16 protein-coding genes are annotated in these 18,880 nt (G+C 47.4%); 10 read left to right on the top strand and 6 right to left on the bottom strand.

The window, feature by feature from the left end; genetic code table 11:
• Positions 1–178: 178 nt before the first annotated feature.
• Positions 179–1,075 carry an integron integrase gene (locus tag LGV68_RS13405; RefSeq protein WP_252536765.1) on the bottom strand — a complete coding sequence of 299 codons (897 nt, stop codon included), beginning with the start codon at positions 1,073–1,075 and terminating at the stop codon, positions 179–181.
• Between the two features lie 509 nt (positions 1,076–1,584).
• Between LGV68_RS13405 and LGV68_RS13400 the strand changes: the two genes are divergently transcribed.
• The 4 genes from LGV68_RS13400 to LGV68_RS13385 all read left to right on the top strand — a co-directional run bounded on the left by LGV68_RS13400 (position 1,585) and on the right by LGV68_RS13385 (position 6,438).
• Positions 1,585–2,055 (top strand): hypothetical protein, encoded by a 471-nt coding sequence (locus LGV68_RS13400; RefSeq protein WP_151419809.1) that lies wholly within the window; start codon positions 1,585–1,587, stop codon positions 2,053–2,055.
• A 116-nt stretch (positions 2,056–2,171) separates the two neighbouring features.
• Positions 2,172–2,978, top strand: a complete 807-nt coding sequence (locus tag LGV68_RS13395; protein ID WP_222734358.1) for a Shedu anti-phage system protein SduA domain-containing protein — start codon at positions 2,172–2,174, stop codon at positions 2,976–2,978.
• Positions 2,979–3,126: 148 nt separating this feature from the next.
• Positions 3,127–3,711 (top strand): hypothetical protein, encoded by a 585-nt coding sequence (locus LGV68_RS13390; RefSeq protein WP_222783101.1) that lies wholly within the window; start codon positions 3,127–3,129, stop codon positions 3,709–3,711.
• Positions 3,712–5,172: 1,461 nt separating this feature from the next.
• Positions 5,173–6,438 carry a RidA family protein gene (locus LGV68_RS13385; protein ID WP_252535417.1) on the top strand — a complete coding sequence of 422 codons (1,266 nt, stop codon included), beginning with the start codon at positions 5,173–5,175 and terminating at the stop codon, positions 6,436–6,438.
• Between the two features lie 88 nt (positions 6,439–6,526).
• Here LGV68_RS13385 and LGV68_RS13380 read toward each other — a convergent pair whose 3' ends face one another.
• The 3 genes from LGV68_RS13380 to LGV68_RS13370 form a co-directional block, all read right to left on the bottom strand.
• Positions 6,527–8,200: an alpha/beta hydrolase-fold protein gene (locus LGV68_RS13380; RefSeq protein WP_252535415.1), complete on the bottom strand. Its 1,674-nt coding sequence runs from the start codon at positions 8,198–8,200 to the stop codon at positions 6,527–6,529.
• 147 nt (positions 8,201–8,347) lie between these two features.
• Positions 8,348–8,692: a DUF3316 domain-containing protein gene (locus LGV68_RS13375; RefSeq protein ID WP_222750219.1), complete on the bottom strand. Its 345-nt coding sequence runs from the start codon at positions 8,690–8,692 to the stop codon at positions 8,348–8,350.
• Positions 8,693–8,835: 143 nt separating this feature from the next.
• Positions 8,836–9,258 carry an Hsp20/alpha crystallin family protein gene (locus LGV68_RS13370; protein ID WP_020431605.1) on the bottom strand — a complete coding sequence of 141 codons (423 nt, stop codon included), beginning with the start codon at positions 9,256–9,258 and terminating at the stop codon, positions 8,836–8,838.
• Positions 9,259–9,569: 311 nt separating this feature from the next.
• Here LGV68_RS13370 and ompW point away from each other — a divergent pair, with 311 nt between their 5' ends.
• Together ompW and LGV68_RS13360 are read left to right on the top strand one after the other, a co-directional pair.
• On the top strand, positions 9,570–10,217 hold the full coding sequence (ompW, locus tag LGV68_RS13365; RefSeq protein ID WP_020328174.1) for an outer membrane protein OmpW: 648 nt from the start codon (positions 9,570–9,572) through the stop codon (positions 10,215–10,217).
• Positions 10,218–10,563: 346 nt separating this feature from the next.
• Positions 10,564–12,390 (top strand): M4 family metallopeptidase, encoded by a 1,827-nt coding sequence (locus tag LGV68_RS13360; RefSeq protein ID WP_020328175.1) that lies wholly within the window; start codon positions 10,564–10,566, stop codon positions 12,388–12,390.
• A gap of 77 nt (positions 12,391–12,467) precedes the next feature.
• Here the strand turns inward: LGV68_RS13360 and LGV68_RS13355 are convergent, their stop codons facing one another.
• Complete coding sequence (locus tag LGV68_RS13355) at positions 12,468–14,513, bottom strand: alpha-amylase (RefSeq protein ID WP_252535413.1); 2,046 nt, start codon at positions 14,511–14,513, stop codon at positions 12,468–12,470.
• 256 nt (positions 14,514–14,769) lie between these two features.
• Here LGV68_RS13355 and LGV68_RS13350 point away from each other — a divergent pair, with 256 nt between their 5' ends.
• Positions 14,770–15,318 (top strand): hypothetical protein, encoded by a 549-nt coding sequence (locus LGV68_RS13350; RefSeq protein ID WP_252535411.1) that lies wholly within the window; start codon positions 14,770–14,772, stop codon positions 15,316–15,318.
• Here LGV68_RS13350 and LGV68_RS13345 read toward each other — a convergent pair.
• Positions 15,293–15,706, bottom strand: a complete 414-nt coding sequence (locus tag LGV68_RS13345; protein ID WP_020328178.1) for a hypothetical protein — start codon at positions 15,704–15,706, stop codon at positions 15,293–15,295. The genes LGV68_RS13350 and LGV68_RS13345 overlap by 26 nt on opposite strands.
• Positions 15,707–15,803: 97 nt before the next feature.
• Between LGV68_RS13345 and LGV68_RS13340 the strand changes: the two genes are divergently transcribed.
• The 3 genes from LGV68_RS13340 to LGV68_RS13330 all read left to right on the top strand — a co-directional run bounded on the left by LGV68_RS13340 (position 15,804) and on the right by LGV68_RS13330 (position 18,809).
• The gene (locus tag LGV68_RS13340; protein WP_172558269.1) at positions 15,804–16,712 is read left to right on the top strand and encodes an aldo/keto reductase family oxidoreductase; all 909 of its coding nucleotides are present in this window, start codon (positions 15,804–15,806) and stop codon (positions 16,710–16,712) included.
• 284 nt (positions 16,713–16,996) lie between these two features.
• Entirely contained in the window at positions 16,997–18,049 is a 1,053-nt protein-coding gene (locus LGV68_RS13335; RefSeq protein ID WP_100268969.1) for a histidine kinase, read from the top strand.
• Positions 18,039–18,809 (top strand): LytTR family DNA-binding domain-containing protein, encoded by a 771-nt coding sequence (locus LGV68_RS13330; protein WP_252535409.1) that lies wholly within the window; start codon positions 18,039–18,041, stop codon positions 18,807–18,809. The genes LGV68_RS13335 and LGV68_RS13330 overlap by 11 nt, the downstream gene beginning before the upstream one ends.
• The last annotated feature ends 71 nt before the right edge of the window (positions 18,810–18,880 follow it).

Below are 18,880 nucleotides of genomic sequence, written 5' to 3'. Positions count from 1 at the left end.
CTGTCTCATTGATTAATAGCTTAACTTGTTTCTTTGTCGCTCTGAATCAAATAGGGGCGACGTCGCCAAACTCATTTCTGCCCCATTGCGAGTTATTGGGGCAGCTGATAATTAAGTCTACAAACTATAAGTTGACCAAATTTTAGTAATGCTACAGAGTTTCTAGAGTACTCCGACTTTACAGTGTGTCTAACGGACTCGTTGTCCCCGCGAAATGTTGGCCAAGTACATGTGTATAGATTTGTGTTGTACTCACGTCATTGTGGCCAAGTAACTCTTGAACACTTCTTATATCACGACCGGCTTGAAGTAGATGAGTTGCGAAGCTATGCCTAAACGTGTGGCAGGTGACGCGTTTATTTATTTGAATACTACGCACGGCATTCCCGAGCGCTTTACGAATAACACTCTGATGCAGATGATGCCTGCAAACTATTCCAGTATACGGGGGGATGCAGGTCGTTTTAGAAGGGAAAATAAACATCCATCCGCGCTGCCTAAAAGCGTTAGGGTATTTACGTTCTAATGCATTTGGCAGTGAAGGGCCTATCCCTCGTTGGTTGTCATACCGTTGGATCTTAGTAGCTTTCTCAATATATGCTGGAAACTTTTCGGCGCATTTATGGCTGAGGATGGTTTGCCTATCTTTTCGCCCTTTTCCGTCTCTAATGGTCAGTGTAGCCCGCTCCATATCAATGTCTTGGACACGTAACCGGAGACATTCTGAAACTCTCAGTCCACTACCATAGAGCAGCTCAATGATTAGCCTGTCGCGGCCATAGAGTTGATTTAATATCGATGATATTTCCAATGGGGATAACACTGTCGGTAAATGTCGCTGTTTAGTGGCATAGCAAAAACCTAAATCCCCAAGCTCATGGTGCAAATGCTTCTGATACAAATAGGCCAATGCATTAAGTGCAATTTTTTGAGTGTTGATTGCCACATTCCGTTGGTTGGCAAGGAAGGTTAAAAATTGTGTAACTTCTTCCGTTCCCATTGTTTCGGGGTGACGCTTGTGGTGAAAGTTAATGAATGCCTTGATCCAATACAGATAAGTTTTTTCTGTTCTAATACTCTAACCACGCATGCGCATTGTTTCTTGAACACCGATTAGAAATGGGCTTTTTAGACTCATGATAACCTCACTCCAAAGAGCTGTTTATTTATACAGTATTATTTGATATTTCCTAATATCAAGGAAAATAGTGAAATAATTTTGCGCGTTAATACACGTACTAATTCATATAATTCCTTTTTATCAATCAGTTATGTGTTGACGACTTGAGATAATAGGTTTGGAAAACGCGCATGCGCGTTTTTCTAGATGGTATATTTAGCAAAATGAAGATAAGTTCATTGTATACAGATAGTTAACTGTGCGCGTTTTTACTGGTCCAATGAGGTAAACGCGCATGCGCACTAATAAGCTGTTATGTCTCCCGAGTACCTCACGTTTAATAGACACTTTACTGGGCTAAGTTGAGTATCTAATTGTAATTTTGTAGTTCTTTGACTTTAATTTACGTTGTCCCTCTTTTGAGTGGATTGATTACAAAGTTAAAATACGTTCAGGGGGCTAACATGGATGTTGAAAGTAAGTCGATACTGCTACATTACCCGAAGCTAGCAGACCTAGATGAAAACCTTGAAAACTTAGATGCAGTTGGTATCGCGCTGATAAGGAAATATGTTCACGGAAAAAAATCTAATGCTGCCTTTTACTCATCGGGAATGTATGTATATTACAATGAGAAAAATCACTCTTTAAGCTCATGCTTCTACAGCAAAAAATCTCAATTGTGGCAGTGTATAAAGAATGAGTTCTATGACCTGTTCTGTACAAATAGCAAAACATACGCAGCGGTAAGAAAAAGAATGACTAAGGCTAATGGCACTGCTCTAGCAGCGATTTCTACAGCTGCTGCAATTGCGATTTCAAAAGCTATTTGCGTTTCCTTTGGAGCTATCGTAGGAGCAGTCATAGCATTAGTTTGGGCAATGTTTTCTGTAGGGAAAAATGCGTTCTGTAAGCTCGTTGATAAAGAGACATAACAAAGCATTTAAGAGTGATTCGCAACGCTTGGCAATTTCGCTTCGCTCAAGTATAGCCAAACGCCGCTCACACCTTAATGCGGCGTTAGCCCTTATTCGAAAATTAGGAAATTTATGTGACTAGTAACAATCGAGATTACCGATTCTTAACTTCTGAAGAAATGGATGAGTGGGAAAAAGTAAAGCAAGAAGAGATCGTTAACCCTGGTAGCAGGGTAAAGATTAGGAAAAATCTGTTTTCAAAATACCCGCGAGCGGCTAGGCATTTTCAGAGTCTATTTCCGAATCAGTATCTTGATACGATGGACCTGAAAGACACCGACAACATTCAATTGCTGTTAAAAGGATTTATAGATTTACTAAATAAGTCTGACGTTCGAGAGCGAGATATTTTAAATTATATTAACAGTGAACCAGCATTCTTCATTATAGGTTCTTTACTTAAAAAATATTATAACTTTGGTCATCATGCTGCTCATTTATTTCGTGAATTTCCGTTAGGAACATCATACAAAGCAGACTATTTACTTGTGGGCAAAAATTCAGATGGATGGCACTTCGTATTTGTTGAGTTAGAGTCTCCAAATGGTAGCGTTACCACCTTAAATGGCGACTTGGGAACAGTTTTTCGAAAGGGTAAAGCACAAATCGAAGACTGGGAGTTTTGGCTTGAACGAAACTACAGCGTTCTTCAAGAGTTTTTCAAAAAGCATAAAAAGTTGGACGATCCTCTTCCTGAAGAATTTTGCCATTTCGACAGGTCTAGGATTAACTATGTGGTAATCGCCGGCAGGCGTGGTGACTTTAATGATAAAACGTATAGAATTCAGCGGCAAAGTATTAGGAATAATCAGATACATCTTATTCACTATGACAATCTTATCGATGCTGTTGAGTTACTTAGTGACAGTTGCACGTATTGACCTCAGGGCTAACAAACAATTTAAGAGGGATTCCCAACGCTTGGCATTTTTGCTTCTACTTCAAGTTTAGTGTTTATGGCACAATGCCTTAGGTTGGGTGGTAGCGTTGCTCACCCCTTAATTGGGCGTTAAATTTCCGAGGTTAGTTATGATCAGCAAGTACATAAAGTTCTTAGATGACGTTACCGCTGCAGGAGCACTCAAAGGCATAAAGTGCAGTGGAAAGGAAGCATTTGTAGCGTCATATTTTGATCTCGCCAATGAGCACGCTAATTCAATAGGCTATTTGTTTTCTATAGACAATCAAGCTTCTGCTTTGGCTTTGCTTCGGTCTTGTGTCGAAGCGAGTATTAGAGGTATGTGGATTGATAGTTGTGTTGATAATGAAGACAAGCTTCAGACTCTGATGAATAAAGATAATAATTGGCCAAAGTTGGCAATTATGGTCAAGCAAATTGATGAAAAAGTTGGGTGTGGAAACATTTTGGAAGAGCGATACATGGGGAGAAACTATGGTGTTCTAAATAGCTTTACTCATGGGTTGGTTCAACAAACACAACGTCGATTTGATGGCAAAACTATGCGACTAAAACTTACCGATCAGCAGTTGTCTGATGTTATCAGAGAGGTCTGTTTTATTGCTTATACAGCTAATATTGGAATTGCGGCAATCGCCAAGGATGACAAAGCGCTAGATAATATTCATGTATTGTGGCGCGCTTTGGAAATTTAACAAAGCATTTAAGAGTGATTCGCAACGCTTGGCAGTTTCGCTTCGCTCAAGTATTGGCAAGCATCGCTCACACCTTAATGCGGCGTTAGCCCATAGAAATTTTCATCCGAAAATGACGAGTTAGCGTTAATGCTTAAACTCGGAAATGTCCAAAACCTTGTTACGTGGATCCTGTTGTGACGCATCTTCAAAGTCACGAGAAAGACCCAAGCCTCGTGTTCTCCGCCAGTGGGAAAGGAGTCGAGTTACAGTGGTTATATTCGTTTCGTAGGCCGTGCCTCGCTGGCAAGTAGCGTAGCTAGGAATATAAAGGCTAAATTTTTCATCTGTTTATTTCCTTCTTATAGATTGAATGAGTAGACGCGTGGGCATATTTCGTAAGCGCTGACAGTGACTGCAGCCTCATCTTTAGACCCTGCAATTTTGTATTTGCAGATCTTTACAAACTTGCCCTTTGTTTCACTCTTGTAGGCACCCTGCCACGTCATAGCGTTAGCCGGACTAATTGCGGCCCAACCAAAGACAGCGACGGAAATAACTAACAGTAAGGTCGATTTCATGGGTTTATTTCCTTGTATGATTAAGGTCAATTAGAAACAGAAGAATACTTGTGACTTATTGTGAGGCTAGGCGCATTAATTCGATAATTATTAAATTTAATAATTGGATGAATAATTAAAAGTCAATTCAAACAATGAGTTACGATCTGGTGGTGATTGATTCGTTGGAGGGGGTTAGTAAGTAGTGATAAAAGATTATTTTGCAATAGATGAGTAAATTTGCTCACTAAGCTAGAGTTTTTACAATGTCTCAAATAATCATTTTAAATGCTAATTTAGTAAAGACGCTAACACACTTTTCCCATTTGCGAGTTAAAGTAATCAACCGGAATGTGTGATCAATCGGAACCTCTTCGATAAAAAGGTTTTCTGTAAGGGAAGCTAAGTCAAATGCCAAAACGCTACCTTGTACGAACATGAAGGCTGGGATGACGGCGTTAAATCCTTAAGGCAAATGTAGATAGATTGTTTAAAAGTCCAGCTCGGAGTTGGATTTTTGTATCTGCGATATTTCAAACAAAAATCTATTCATTAAATGCGGGTATCAAAGCACTCGATTTGGTCTGGCGCGGGTCGTTTCCTTAGTATGTTGTGAAGCCGCCATCACATTTGAATATCTAACCTAAAATAAACGGCATATTTTAAATGCTATATATTCATTTTCAGGGAATGAATACGCTTATTGAATAAATATAGTGAGGTTTATTCTGGATTGTTTGGATAATTAGTCTTGCCATGACTAATTATCCAAGGCGTGTAAGCTTGCCAGTGAAATTGAATTTTGAATTTCATCACACTCATGCAAATAGCCTTGAATTACCATCAGCGCTCTTAGAAAGATAAGCCCTAAATAATCACTATCAAAATCCCCTACAAACCTATTATAAGGATACCTATCATCATGAGCGGTAAGATCATCAAGCTATCTCGAAATACAGACCGAGCGCCAATCAATGCAGTCTCTACACAAAGTGTTGCTTTCTCTCATTACAACAATATCTCGGCGCAACTGCCGATTGATCCTCAACGTGGTGAGTTGGTGGTAGGGGACATCAAAGCGCAAGCGAAGCAATGTTTTGAAAACATTAAATCTATCGTAGAGAGCATTGAGCACGTGATGGATGATGTGGTTAAAGTGAATGTATTCCTTAAGAATATTGACGATGCAGGCGCAGTCAACGAAGTGATGGCGACGTTCTTTACTCAATACTTCCCAACGAAAACAGTGTCTGCAGTGGCTGAACTACCTAACAGTGATGCACTGATTCAGGTTGACGCTTTAATCTCTAACGGTGAAGGTACCCAGCCTCAAGAACCCTGCGCGTTGATTAAGCTGGCGAGAAACAGTAATCGCGTGACTCAGAGCGCGACATCCACTCATTCAGTGGCTTTCTCGCACTACAACAACCTTTCTGCGCAACTGCCCATTGATCCGAATACAGGCGCGTTGGTTGAAGGTGGAATCAAGGCGCAAACGGCTCAGTGTTTGCGTAACCTAAAGACAGTGTTAGAAAGTATTGATGTACCGTTTGATGATATTGTCAAAGTGGGCATTCAGGTGAGAGATCTTGCCGACATTGAGCAAGTGAATGAAGTGTACATGACGTTCTTCCCTGACTCGTCCATCGCTCGCAGCGTCGCTTATGTCCCAGCGCGTACCGTGACCCAAGCGGCAGGCCTGCCAATGAATGCATTGATTCAAATTGATGCGGTTATTTCTCATGGCGACGGCACTCCACCACAAGAAGTGGAAGACAGACACGGGCTTGTGATTCGCGCGAACAATACCGAATTGGCACCGGTGAGTGGGCTTTCAACGCAAACAGTGGCTTTCTCTCACTACAACCATATCTCAGCGCAGCTTCCTGTGGATGTACAGACAGGAAAACTGGTAGACGGGAATACTGGCGAGCAAGCGAAGCAGTGTCTCACACATATTAAGTCCATCGTTGAAAGCATTGGTCATGAAATGGATGATTTGGTGAAGGTCAATATTCAACTGACCAATATCGCTGACCTGCATCTGGTTGATGAGGTATACACGACGTTTTTCAATGGCAAACTTCCAGCAAGAACCGTGATTGGTGTTGAAAAAATCCTATCAGGCGCATTGATTCAAATGGATGCGGTTGTTTCAAATGCTGAAGGCACACCGCCAACAAAATAATAATATTGCTGCCTTATATGCTGAATATCGGCATATAAGGCAAACTTTCTTGAAGCGGCTTTTCAGAGCTGCTTTTTTATTTCCTTGCTCAGTGGGAAAGGCGCGTGACTGCTGCCATTGCTTCGGCATTCTGGTCGTTAGCTGCCACCTGATACCAGCGCAGCGCCTGAGTTTTATCCTGAGTCACTGCGATGCCATGTTCATAGAAATACCCCAAGCGAAGCAGCGCTTGAATGCGGGGGTGAACATTGGCCGCTGCTTGCTCGGGGGATGGTGCGGCTTTGAGATACCAGTTAAGGGCATCGGTGTTGCTTTGGGGGACGCCCAGACCTTGCTCATACAAATGACCAATCAAAGCGGCTGCGGTAATATCGCCAGCATCAGATGCGGCCCGGTACATTTTCATTGCTTTGGCGTAGTCGACGTTTTCTCCCAAGCCATGTTCTGCCATTAAACCGAGATAACGGGGCGCTTTCATGTGACCATATTGCCATGCCTGCTCAAAGTATTGATGAGCGAGCGTATAATCCTGTGGCACTTCCTTTCCCTCCAGATAGAAAATGCCGAGATCCAGAATCGCGCGGTCATAACCAAGCGTGGCTGAGTGCTTGTACCACTCCAACGCGTTGACCATATTTTTATCCGTCCCGTTGCCTTGCTGATATGCCTTGCCGACTTCGTATTGAGCCAGACTATTGTTGTGTTCAGCCAGCGTCAGAAAATCAGTAAATGCCTGCGTAGCGTTGTCGTGCAGGTAGATGTTTTCCACATCGGCATAGGCACTGTTACGCTGTGCATAAAGCCAGTCACGGACGCCTTCCAGCTGATACGCATAATCAAAAGAATACATGTGCTCTGCCCCAGGGTGGGTATTGCCTTTCGGTGGTGCAGTGCCTTTCGTGAACTGAACAAAATTGATGGCTTCGCCTTTGGCAAGTAACTGTTGAATCTTCTGCTCTTGTTCTTGGTGTGGGAGCTGAGCGGAAAACTCGGTGCTGGCGACGGAGACGCCCTTGTCGCTCAGCATGTCGCCGAGGGCCTTCATTCCCGCCGACGCTTTTTGATCGCCAGCAGACACAATGTAGAAAAAGTGCATATTAGCCAGGGGATCCAACGCCTTTACATCCCATTGACTGCCGACAAACAGTGAAGCGGCGAACAGGTTCGGATAGTGCGCATTGAGATAAAAAGAGACCATGCCACCCATCGATTGTCCGGTGGTGTAAATACGGCTTTTATCAACGTTGTATTGGAAGGTGATGTGATTGAGCAGACGCAGGGCCATTGGCACTTCTTGCGAAATTTCCCAGTCGTCATTAGTGGCGTTGTCTGGTCCAGCAAAGGCAGGCACTAACACAAAACTAGGATGCTTAGCCTGATTTTCCGGCGTTGCCCAGATAATACCGCCGTAACCCTGTTTAAGCGGCGCTTCTGCACCTTTGCCTGTTGTGCTGGCGTCGGCCATAAACAGCACCAATGGGTAACTTTTATTGCTGTCGTAATCTTCAGGGATGTAAAGATTGTAGTCCATCGTGAGCCCCGTCACGCTGTCGTGAAAAGTCAGCGTCTGGAAGGTCGGAGCAATCTCATCGCGCAGCGTGAGCAAATGCGTATCATAACTTTTGTCGACGCCGCCGTAGGCCGTGTTCCACGTACTGACCGACTCGGTGGGTTGCGTCGCAGTTTCACTGAATGCGGTGCTGGGGAAAACCAGACTAAGCAGGGTCGCCAGAGCGAAGGCGAAAACAGAGGTGTTGTTCATGTCCAATGCATCTCAAACGAAGGAATTAAACCAAGGTTAGCGGATTAAGGGTTAAGACTGGGTTATGAAGCGCACAGAAAGTGGAATAAAGCCGCTGGCGAGGATAAAAAATCCTGATGAGCGGGGGAACTCATCAGGCAGGAGCGACTACTCGTCGTGAGGGTAATACTGATAACGGTAGTTAACGGTCAGAATACTTTGAAACTCAATCTGGCCACTGGGCTCGGCGACCGGTTTGACGCTGCGCCGAATCTGGCTGATTCGCACGCTTTTGCTGTCTACATTGTCGTCGTAAATCGGCAGCACTTTTAACAGCTCTTGCGAGGGCATTGCTTGCAGATTGGCCATCATGGCTTCGCCCGCTTCGGCGGCTTGCTTTTGTGTCTGGTAACTGGCGGTGCTCAGGTTCGTTTGCGGCGCACCAAGGCGCATGCCAGACAGAGCAACGCTGCTAAACAACATGGCGGCAAGCAGCAGAATGATCTTCTTCATACTTACTCCAGTCTGATTTGTATTGACGGGATCATTGTGGTCGGGATCTGGCGGGGTGGTGTTAGCAAAAGGTCAAATGATCAGCAAATTATCCACAATAAAAACGCGGCGTTGTTGCCAGCGCCGCGCCGATTAAGAGCCAGTTAATTGATGTTGATACGTTGGCTCTCTTCAGGTTTGCCTTCCAGTTTGGGAACGACCACCACCAGAACGCCTTCTTCAAATTCGGCGTAGATCTCTTTCAGATCCACGTTGTCGCCTAAAGAGAAGCTGCGCACCATTTTGCCGTGATAGCGTTCTTTATGAATGACTTTGTCCTGTTCTTTGGTTTCTTCGTTTTTCGTGGTTGAAGCTTCAATCGTCAGCGTACCATTGCGGCAGGTGACGGCTATGTCATCTTTTGCCACTCCCGGTAGATCGGCGATGATTTCAAATGCCGTCTCTTTCTCAATCACATCTACACGGGGAGAGAAAGTGTCGGTATCGAAACGAGGCCGAAGTGCCGGAAAGGCATTGTCGAACAAACGATAGAAATCTGACCAAGAGTCACGCGGAATTAAGCTCATAACGCCCTCCTGTTTTCACCGTTTAACCCATCATCATAAGTGTAGATCTCGTCCAAAGTTTCGATTCGCAAACTTCACCTGAATTGATCTAAGTCAAGTGAGAATCGAATGGCATCTTGTGACGCACGCAAAAGTTGCATTAGATAAATGTTTGATAATTGCAATAAAAAGTGATGGGGTTTGCATTTTTCTACTATTTGCCGCAATAAATTTTACAAATTGATTTCCATCAAAAATGTGTGGTCTTTATGTGCTACTGTGCGCAGCAACAAGAACTACAAACTCTAGCCCTAGAAAAAGGAAATCACATAATGAAAAAAACACTTTGCGGACTTGCTGTACTTTCAGCGCTGGCTTCAGCGAACGTTCTGGCTCACCAAGAAGGTGACTTTATTGTTCGTGCAGGTCTGGCTGCAGTAGTCCCAAATGACAGCAGTGACAAAATTCTTGGTAGCGATGAAGAGCTGAAAGTAAACAGCAATACTCAGTTAGGCTTGACTCTTGGCTACATGATCACCAACAACATCAGCTTTGAAGTGCTGGCGGCATCACCTTTCTCTCACGATATTTCGACTGACCTAGGAGGTCTTGGCAAAATCGGTGAGACTAAACATCTACCGCCAACGTTCATGCTGCAATACTACTTTGCGGAGCCACAATCTGATTTTCGTCCATATGTCGGTGCGGGCATTAACTACACCATGTTCTTCGATGAAAAATTCAACAGCACAGGTGAAAGTGCGAATCTGAGAGATCTGAAACTGGACGACTCTTGGGGTCTGGCGGCTAACCTGGGCGTGGATTACAAAATCAACGACAACTGGTTCCTGAACGCATCAGCCTGGTATGCAAACATCGAAACCACCGCGAAATACAAAGATACTTCAGGTAACTCATATTCGACTGATGTGAAAATCAATCCTTGGGTCTTCATGATTGCAGGCGGCTATAAGTTCTGATTTTTTATCGATATTTTTATCGGGAAGGGCAGCGAAAGCTGCCTTTTTTTGTGCCTGTCGCGACCAAATCTATTGACAAATATGTGTATGCTTTTGTGTGCATATATTTATCAGTTAAATATAAACTTTTGATTGATAACTAGGATTTTCCTGTCTTTTTTATCAATGAGCCCTCATTCCGCTAAGTCACTGTAAGCTTTAATGAACATGGGGTGAAAATTATTTTTTTGACCGAGTGGCGAGCTGGATTTTCTTGTTCCACTTTCAATGGGCGACGTTCGTCGCAGGTCAACAGATGCCAGTTAAAAGGCAATCTAACTATTTTCACACTCTCTAGGACTGAGAAATGAAAAAACTACAACGTCAAGTTAAAGGCTTACTCGCAGTGGGTTCAGTGATGGCTTTCCCGGTTTCTGCCGCGCAATGGGTTGCGGTTGAAGACAGCGGTCAGTTTCAGCAAGCGCTGACTGAGCAGAAAAGCAGCGTCGTCACTCAGGCAAACCGTTATAAGGCAGTCAAAACCATTAAACTGCCAAACGGCAAAGTAAAAGTACGTTATCAGCAAATGTATAACGGTGTTCCAGTGTTCAATACTGCCGTGGTTGCGACAGAGTCGAGCAAAGGGGTAACCAAAGTACAGGGCATGATGGCACAAGGCATTGAAGCGGATGTGGCGACAGTGCAGCCAGCGCTCGATGAGAAACAGGCCATTGCCAAAGCGGCGGACAACTTTAGTGCGGCCAACGCCTCTTTTGCTGGTCAGGAACTGCCGATGGAAAACCAATCTGCGGTACTGATGGTGCGTTTGGACGACAATCAACAAGCGCAACTGGTTTATCTGGTGAACTTCTTTGTGGCGTCGGACACGCCTGCACGTCCTTTCTACTTCATCGACGCCAACAGCGGCGAAGTGTTGAAACAGTGGGATGGCCTCGCACACGCCGATGCAACGGGTACTGGCCCTGGTGGTAACCAGAAAACGGGCATGTATCAATACGGTACTAATTACCCGGGCTTTGCCATCAGCAAAACCGGTTCAACCTGTACCATGTTGAGTTCTGCGGTCAAAACCGTTGACCTGAAAAACAAAACCTCAGGCACGACGGCGTACAGCTACGACTGTAACAACAGCAGTAACTACAACGATTATAAAGCGGTGAACGGTGCGTATTCTCCGCTGAACGATGCCCATTACTTCGGTAAAGTGGTATTCGATATGTATAACGACTGGCTGAACACATCTCCGCTGACGTTTCAGTTAACCATGCGTGTGCACTATGGTAATAACTACGAGAACGCCTTCTGGGATGGTTCTGCCATGACGTTTGGTGACGGCTATTCAACCTTTTACCCGCTGGTGGATATCAACGTGAGTGCGCACGAAGTCAGCCACGGCTTTACCGAGCAAAACTCTGGTCTGGTGTATGAAGGTATGTCTGGCGGTATCAACGAAGCGTACTCTGACATCGCGGGTGAAGCGGCGGAATACTACATGCGTGGCTCGGTAGACTGGGTGGTCGGCAGCGACATCTTTAAGTCGTCCGGCGGTCTGCGCTACTTCGATACTCCGTCTAAAGATGGCAGTTCTATCGATCACGCTTCTCAGTACTACAGCGGTATTGACGTGCACCACTCCAGCGGTGTGTTCAACCGTGCGTTCTACCTGCTGTCTAACAAACAGGGCTGGAACGTTCGCAAAGGCTTTGAAGTGTTTGCGGTGGCAAACCAGTTGTACTGGACACCAAACAGCACGTTTGATGAAGGCGCTTGTGGTGTCGTGAAAGCGGCGCAAGATCTGGGCTACAACGTGAACGACGTGAGTGCAGCCTTTACCACTGTGGGTGTGAACTCATCTTGTTCTGTTGATTCTGGCAATGAACTGGTGAAAGGCCAACCTGTGACCGGGCTTTCTGGTTCTGCGGGCTCTGAAACTTTCTACACCTTTACCGTAAGCAGCGCGTCTACAGCGACCGTTTCTATCGGTTCAGGAACGGGCGATGCAGACCTGTACGTGAAAGCAGGCAGCAAACCAACCACCAGTTCTTGGGATTGTCGTCCATATCGTTCAGGTAACAGTGAGCAATGTTCGATCTCTGCGGTTCCTGGCACGACTTACCATGTCATGTTGAAAGGCTACAGCGCTTACTCAGGTTTGACGCTGCGTCTGGACTGATTGCTGATCCCTTGTTATTTCCCTTAAGAAAAAGCGCACTCCAGAGTGCGCTTTATTTTTTTCTTTGGATGGCTGAGTTAGCGGCCTACAAAGGCCACTACGACTTTATCGTCGTCCAGCGTACGCGAGAACACGTAAGCATTCTTTTGTTCGATGACATGATGTTCGCCGGCACCGATGGCCGGATGACGCTGACGGAATTGCCCCACGGTCTGCCAATGCTTAAGCAAAGCCTCGCGATCGGCATTGAGATCCCACACCATATCTGAGCGGGTACCCTGATGGAAATCATCGGCGTATGGGCCGGCTTCCCGGCCGACTTCATCACCGTAGTAGACTTGCACCGCACCCGGAGTCAGCAACAGGGCATTGGCCGCATTGCGCTGCATATCGAACGACTTAAAGCGGCCAAAGAACAGCTCCGTATCGTGTGAAGACATATAGCTGACGGGATTGAAATCCGGGTATTTCGCCAGCGTTTGCGCGTAATCGCGATACACCATTGCCATCTGGCTCAGGCATGCTGCTCCGGTGTCCATGCGTTTTTGAATATCGAAGTTGATCAGAGCGTCAAAACCGTCGTCGAAATAGGGGCTGCGATAGGCGCGATGGCCCCAGACTTCGCCCATCATCCAGAACGGTTCGCCTTGCTGACCATTGGCCGCACGCCACTCATTGAGGCTCTCGCTCGCTCTCTGTTTGAGGCGCTTCCATACATCGCCCTCAACATGCTTAACGGTATCAACCCGGTAACCGTCTACGCCGAATCGTTTGACCCAATCGCTTTGCCACTCGATCAGATAATCGGAAACCGTGTAGTTGTCTTTGGCGACCACACGAGTACCGGGATTATTCAACAGCCATTTGGGTGGCGTGACATAGTCGGTCGATTCAGTGCGAAAATCGGGGAGGCCAGCCAGCGTCATGGTGATGTCGCTGGAACCGGGTTGTGGATAGCCCGGTAAGCCAGCACGCACCCAAGCGCCACCCCACCATTCTTGCCAGTTCGGGCTTTTGTAATCGATGTTTTGATGGAAGCTGTGCCAGTTCTCGCCAGCTTCAGGTGCCCAATCAGCCCAGGTTTTCGGTAAGTTGGCCGGATTGACCACATCAATACCGTCGAATTGCAAATCGGCCAGCGTGGCATAGCCAGCGTGGTTAATGACCGCATCCAACAGCACTTTCATGCCGCGTTTGTGTGCTTCGGAAACCAGAGTTTTCAGATCGTCATCGACACCAAAATTCTCATCGATTTTGGTGAAATCGCGAGTCCAGTAGCCGTGATAGGCGTAGAACGGAAACGATCCGCTGTCGCCACCGCCGACAAAACCGCGTACCTGTTCGACAATCGGTGACAGCCAAATAGCGTCAGTGCCAAGGCTCTTGATGTAGTCGAGTTTGGCGATCACACCTTTTAAATCGCCGCCATGAAAGGTGCCGACTTCATCTTTGCCATCGCTTTTACGGCCATAGCTGTGATCGTTGCTCGGATCGCCGTTCTTAAAGCGATCAACCATCACAAAGTAGATGTTGGCATTACGATAGGTAAAAGGTTGCGACTTGGCTTTTACTGGCTCTAGCAGAACCAGTCCACCACTGGATTTGGCCGGAGTGAGCGTGACTTTGCCTTGCTGCACGGTAACGACTTGTTGGGTAAAGGCATCTTTGAGCTGGGTGCCATCGGCAAACGTATTGCCAAGTGTCAGCGTGACATCGCCACCCTGATACACTTCGCATGACACATTCGGGATCGGGCGCTTGAACTCTTTCTTGGCCGACGCTGTGGCCTGGCGCACAAACGTGAGTGTGTGGGCGTTGGCGTCGTAACTGAACGCGTATTCACCGGTAAAACGAATCTTAAGCGGCAGTTCGGTCGCGCTGCCACAATTGAGGCCAATCGGCGTGTTGAACTTTACGCTCTGTTCTGCCGGAGCCTGACATTGTCCGTCGACACCGGTGATGCGCAGTGTGTAGTCATCTTTGGTTAACGGCACCACTAATGGCTCTTCGCTGCTGAGTGGAAAATCACGGCTGTTGGTGGTGGTTGAAATCGTCAGGTTGGGCGAGGCCATGGCGGCAGGAGCCACGGCGAGCAGTGCCAGTGTCAGGGTGCTGAGTTTCATACTCTTTCAGGTCCTTGCTTCGTTTCCCTCTCTACCCATACCCGATTCAACGAAAAGAGATACGATGCCAGTAGTCGGGATATTGTTGGAATTATTCACGCTCCACATTACTCCTTGCGGTGTCAGGATACATCCTTCCTGAGCCTACGCCCCAAGAGCTTGAAGTGACTCACGTTTTGCCATTCAAAGGCGTAGAGGCGAGGCGGTTGTACTGGTGAATCAATGAAGGCACACTGGCCGCAAAGAGGAGAGATTCATGAACAAATGGCGCTGGATGAGTGTGGCGGTGATGGCGTGTTGGAGCCTGACGTCAACGGCGGCGCATCCGGATTTTCTGCCGCCTTATCTGCTGGGGCAGAATGTGGATGAGGCAGCGTTTGCTGAGCGCAGTGATTGGATCGAGTGCAGTGAAATGCCGTCGGTAAAAAAGTGGTGCAGCGAACCTTTTGCCTATTACGCCACAACGGTATGGGCTGAGGTGGCGTTTCACCATGATCGTTCCAATGAGATGGTGCTGCATGCCGATTACAGTATGCACAACTGGAGTCAGTTGCAGCTTGGATTACGCAAAGATGGCTTTCAACTTCAACATGCGCAAGTGGATCAGGCCACCTTTGATGTGGTGCAGCAGATGCAGATACAAAGCTGGCAAGCAACGGATAAAGCATTGGTTGTGTTTCTCAACCAACATGCGCGGGCATTTCCCAAAACTCTGATTTGGCGGCATCAGGACGTGCAGGCCAAGCTTTTCACTGACGGTTCAGATATTACCCTGACTTTTACGCGGACGGTGTCAGCTCCTTAGGATGACGCTGCAAAAATGCCGCCATGGCGGTTTCATCCAGATAGCCATCGGCTTTTTTATGTGCCCGCAGATACTGGTATCCGGAGATGATCAGACGCTGCTGCTCCTGATCACTGCTCGATAAAACGTTGCCTGTCACATACCTGTGCGCCAGCGCGTAAGCGTCCATGTCCACCACTTCGGCCTGACGGTAGAGATAACCACAACCGGTCGCCAGCCACTCCAGTGAGCAGTTGGCACGCATCGCTATCTGGTTAGCTTTAGACAGGCTGGGTTCGCTGCCTTTGAGATATTTGCGGATCAGACCTTCAGACATTTCTACCCGGCGAGCAAAGCCACTGATGCTCTCTTCGCCGATCAATTCTTGTAAACGTGTAGCAAAACTCACAACTTCGTACTCCAGTTCGAACTTCTCAAGTCTATCCGTTGAGGTGGCAGGGAAACAAGCTTAGGATGTTCGCCAAAGAGAGAAAAGGAGTAAAACCATGGTTGCGAAAGTAACGATTGCCTCTCAAGGCCCGGAATTTTCTGAGCTAGTACAAGGTTACTGGCGTCTGGGCGAATGGGGTATGACGGCGCAAGAGCGTTTGACCTTCCTGAAACAGCACCTCGAGCTTGGGATCACAACGGTTGATCACGCTGATATTTATGGCAACTACGAGTGTGAACAACTGTTCGGTGAAGCGTTGGCGTTGGAACCGTCGCTGCGCGAGCAATTGCAGATCGTCACCAAGTGTGACATCAAGCTGTGCAGCGCGAAATTCCCAGAGCGCAAAATCAACCATTACGACACCAGTGCGGCGCATATTTACCAGTCGGTGAACAACTCGCTGGAACGTCTGCGTGTGAACGAAATTGATGTGCTGCTGATTCACCGTCCGGATGTGTTGATGGATGCAGACGAAGTGGCTGAAGCGTTTACCGAGCTGCACAAAGTGGGCAAAGTGAAACACTTCGGCGTATCGAACTTCTCACCTGCGCAGTTCGAATTGCTGCAGTCGCGTCTGGGTAAACCGCTGGTAACCAACCAGGTGGAAATTAACCCCCTCAATTTCGACGTCGCGCACGATGGAACGTTGGATCAAATGCAGATGCTGCGTACCCGTCCGATGGCGTGGTCATGTTTGGGTGGCGGCGCTATCTTTAACGGGGATTCTGAGCAGGCGCAACGTGTGCGCGCTGTTTTAGAAGAACTGCGTGAAGAGTTAGGCGCAGAGAGCATTGATCAAGTGATCTACGCTTGGGTTCGTGCACTGCCGTCCAAACCTCTGCCGATCATCGGTTCGGGTAAAATCGAGCGGGTACAAGCGGCCGTTGAAGCACTGGATCTGACTCTCAGCCGCGAACAGTGGTATCGAGTTTGGGTCGCGTCGAAAGGCCATGGTGTGCCATAGACCACTCTGCTGAAAAGATGAAAACCAGCCTTCGGGCTGGTTTTTTAGTATGTGAACGTTGCTGATTCGATTTCTCTGCGTCAATGACGCTGACAGATAACCGTTCACGCCAGAGTATGACCGTTCGTCGCAAAGCGCCAAATGAGTATTCAAATCGCTTTAATCTGATTCCCGACAACACAGAAAAGGGATGTGCCGCACGTTTCGTTGCGGCATTAAAGGGAGCGCGTAGGCAAACCCGCCTGAACTGTTTAGGATCCACTCATTGATAAAGGAATCGTCTCATGACAGACACAACTCTTTGGCTAAAACGTCATGGCAAGAGCCTGACATTTACCGCGCTGTTTTGCTTTGTGATTGCGCTCGGCACTCAGGCTATCTGGTCAAGCCCGCTCAGCGGCCATCTCATCATCAGCTTTGGTTACGGTTTGAGTGCGTATATGTGTGCACTGGTGCTCGGGGCGGCGTTCCCATCGCTTTCTACCCGCTATATCAATCTGCTTGCGTTGGCTGGCGGAATGGTGCTGGGCACCGCCAACGCGTACATGTGGTTGAATCAATACCCGGGATTCGACAGTATTGCCGCGCTCAAACCGGTGGTGATGCTGGGCTTTATGTTTACCGCGCTGTGTTTTTTCTATTTCTATGCCCATGAGCAAAAACTGGTGGCAGAAAATGCGCTCGAAGTGGCGAAACGTCGTCAGAGCGAACAGGAGAAAGCACTGTTGCTGAGTCAACTCAAACAGCTGCAAAGCCAGATTGAACCGCATTTTCTGTTTAACACGCTCGCGAATGTGAATGCGCTGATTGCCAGCGAACCGCACAAAGCGCAGCGTATGCTGGAAAAACTGACCGATTTATTGCGCAGTTCAATGCGCCGTCGCGAGGGTGTTTCGACTCTCAAAGATGAACTGGAATTGATTGACGCTTATCTCGGAATTCAGGCGATTCGCTTGGGAGACCGCCTGCGCTACAGCTTACCTGCTGGTCAGCAGTGGAACTCGCTCTGCCTGCCGCCAATGCTGTTGCAGCCGCTGGTGGAAAATGCGATAGAGCATGGCATTGAACCCAAAGCGGAGGGCGGAGAAGTGAACGTGGCGATTGAACGCCTGCAGGACTCGATTGTATTCACGGTCTCTGATAATGGCGCCGGGCTCAGCGATATTCCCAAAGGGAATGGTATCGCGCTGGAGAATGTGCGTCAGCGTCTTCACGGTTTGTTTGGTCATGATGCCAATTTCACGATTACTCAGAACGCAAAGGGCGGCGTGACGGCCGCTATTCGAATCGCTGAACACGCGATGGAACACTCACAAGGAGAGCACTATGCGGCCTGACGTGACCGCGCTGATTGCAGACGATGAACCGTTGCTGCGCCGCCATCTCAACCAGTCTTTGGCGGATCTGTGGCCACAACTCACGGTGGTGGCCACAGCGGATAATGGGGAAACGGCACTCGAAGCCATTCATCAGCATCAGCCGGACATCGTGTTTCTGGACATCAGAATGCCCAAGCTTGATGGCATGGCACTGGCGAATAAACTCAAAGGACTCATCAAGCCGCCGCTGGTGGTGTTTGTCACGGCCTTTGATGAGTACGCGCTGCGCGCCTTTGACACCAATGCGGCGGATTATCTGCTTAAACCGGTGACCGAATCTCGTCTGCAACAATGTTGTGAACGTTTGCAGCAGCGATTACAAAGCGCCGAGCAAGCCGCGCCGGACATGACGCAGCTGATTTCCCAGCTATCGCAGCTCAACGTTAAACCCAGTTATTTGACTTGGTTGAAAGCGAGCAAGGGCGAGGAGATTCATTTGATCGCTGCGGCAGATGTGCTCTATCTCAAAGCGGAAGATAAATACCTGTCGGTTTACAAGCAGGGCGAGCGTGGAATCGAAGAGTATCTGCTGCGCTCATCGCTTAAGGATCTGCTGGCCCAGCTCAACCCCGAACAGTTCTGGCAAATCCATCGCTCCGTCGCCGTCAATGTCGCTAAGGTGGATAAAGTGAAAAAGGAGTTCACGGGCAAAATGTACGTCTACATCGGTGAGCGAAAATTGGCGGTGAGCCGGGCATTGCAAAGCCAATTTAAATAGCGAAAGAACCCGTTCAAATCGGATTGGTTCTACATAAACAGTGGTTCAAAACAAAAAGCGGGCATGAAGCC

Source organism: Vibrio sp. LQ2 (assembly GCF_023920125.1).
GTDB classification, from domain to species: domain Bacteria; phylum Pseudomonadota; class Gammaproteobacteria; order Enterobacterales; family Vibrionaceae; genus Vibrio; species Vibrio fluvialis.
This window is presented reverse-complemented; position numbering and strand designations above follow the sequence as displayed.

Coding starts and splice junctions, on each gene's coding strand:
- LGV68_RS13400 (WP_151419809.1), top strand. CDS start 1,585: ATGGATGTTGAAAGTAAGTCGATACTGCTACATTACCCGAAGCTAGCA.
- LGV68_RS13390 (WP_222783101.1), top strand. CDS start 3,127: ATGATCAGCAAGTACATAAAGTTCTTAGATGACGTTACCGCTGCAGGA.
- LGV68_RS13385 (WP_252535417.1), top strand. CDS start 5,173: ATGAGCGGTAAGATCATCAAGCTATCTCGAAATACAGACCGAGCGCCA.
- LGV68_RS13380 (WP_252535415.1), bottom strand. CDS start 8,200: ATGAACAACACCTCTGTTTTCGCCTTCGCTCTGGCGACCCTGCTTAGT.
- LGV68_RS13375 (WP_222750219.1), bottom strand. CDS start 8,692: ATGAAGAAGATCATTCTGCTGCTTGCCGCCATGTTGTTTAGCAGCGTT.
- LGV68_RS13370 (WP_020431605.1), bottom strand. CDS start 9,258: ATGAGCTTAATTCCGCGTGACTCTTGGTCAGATTTCTATCGTTTGTTC.
- ompW (WP_020328174.1), top strand. CDS start 9,570: ATGAAAAAAACACTTTGCGGACTTGCTGTACTTTCAGCGCTGGCTTCA.
- LGV68_RS13360 (WP_020328175.1), top strand. CDS start 10,564: ATGAAAAAACTACAACGTCAAGTTAAAGGCTTACTCGCAGTGGGTTCA.
- LGV68_RS13355 (WP_252535413.1), bottom strand. CDS start 14,513: ATGAAACTCAGCACCCTGACACTGGCACTGCTCGCCGTGGCTCCTGCC.
- LGV68_RS13350 (WP_252535411.1), top strand. CDS start 14,770: ATGAACAAATGGCGCTGGATGAGTGTGGCGGTGATGGCGTGTTGGAGC.
- LGV68_RS13340 (WP_172558269.1), top strand. CDS start 15,804: ATGGTTGCGAAAGTAACGATTGCCTCTCAAGGCCCGGAATTTTCTGAG.
- LGV68_RS13335 (WP_100268969.1), top strand. CDS start 16,997: ATGACAGACACAACTCTTTGGCTAAAACGTCATGGCAAGAGCCTGACA.
- LGV68_RS13330 (WP_252535409.1), top strand. CDS start 18,039: ATGCGGCCTGACGTGACCGCGCTGATTGCAGACGATGAACCGTTGCTG.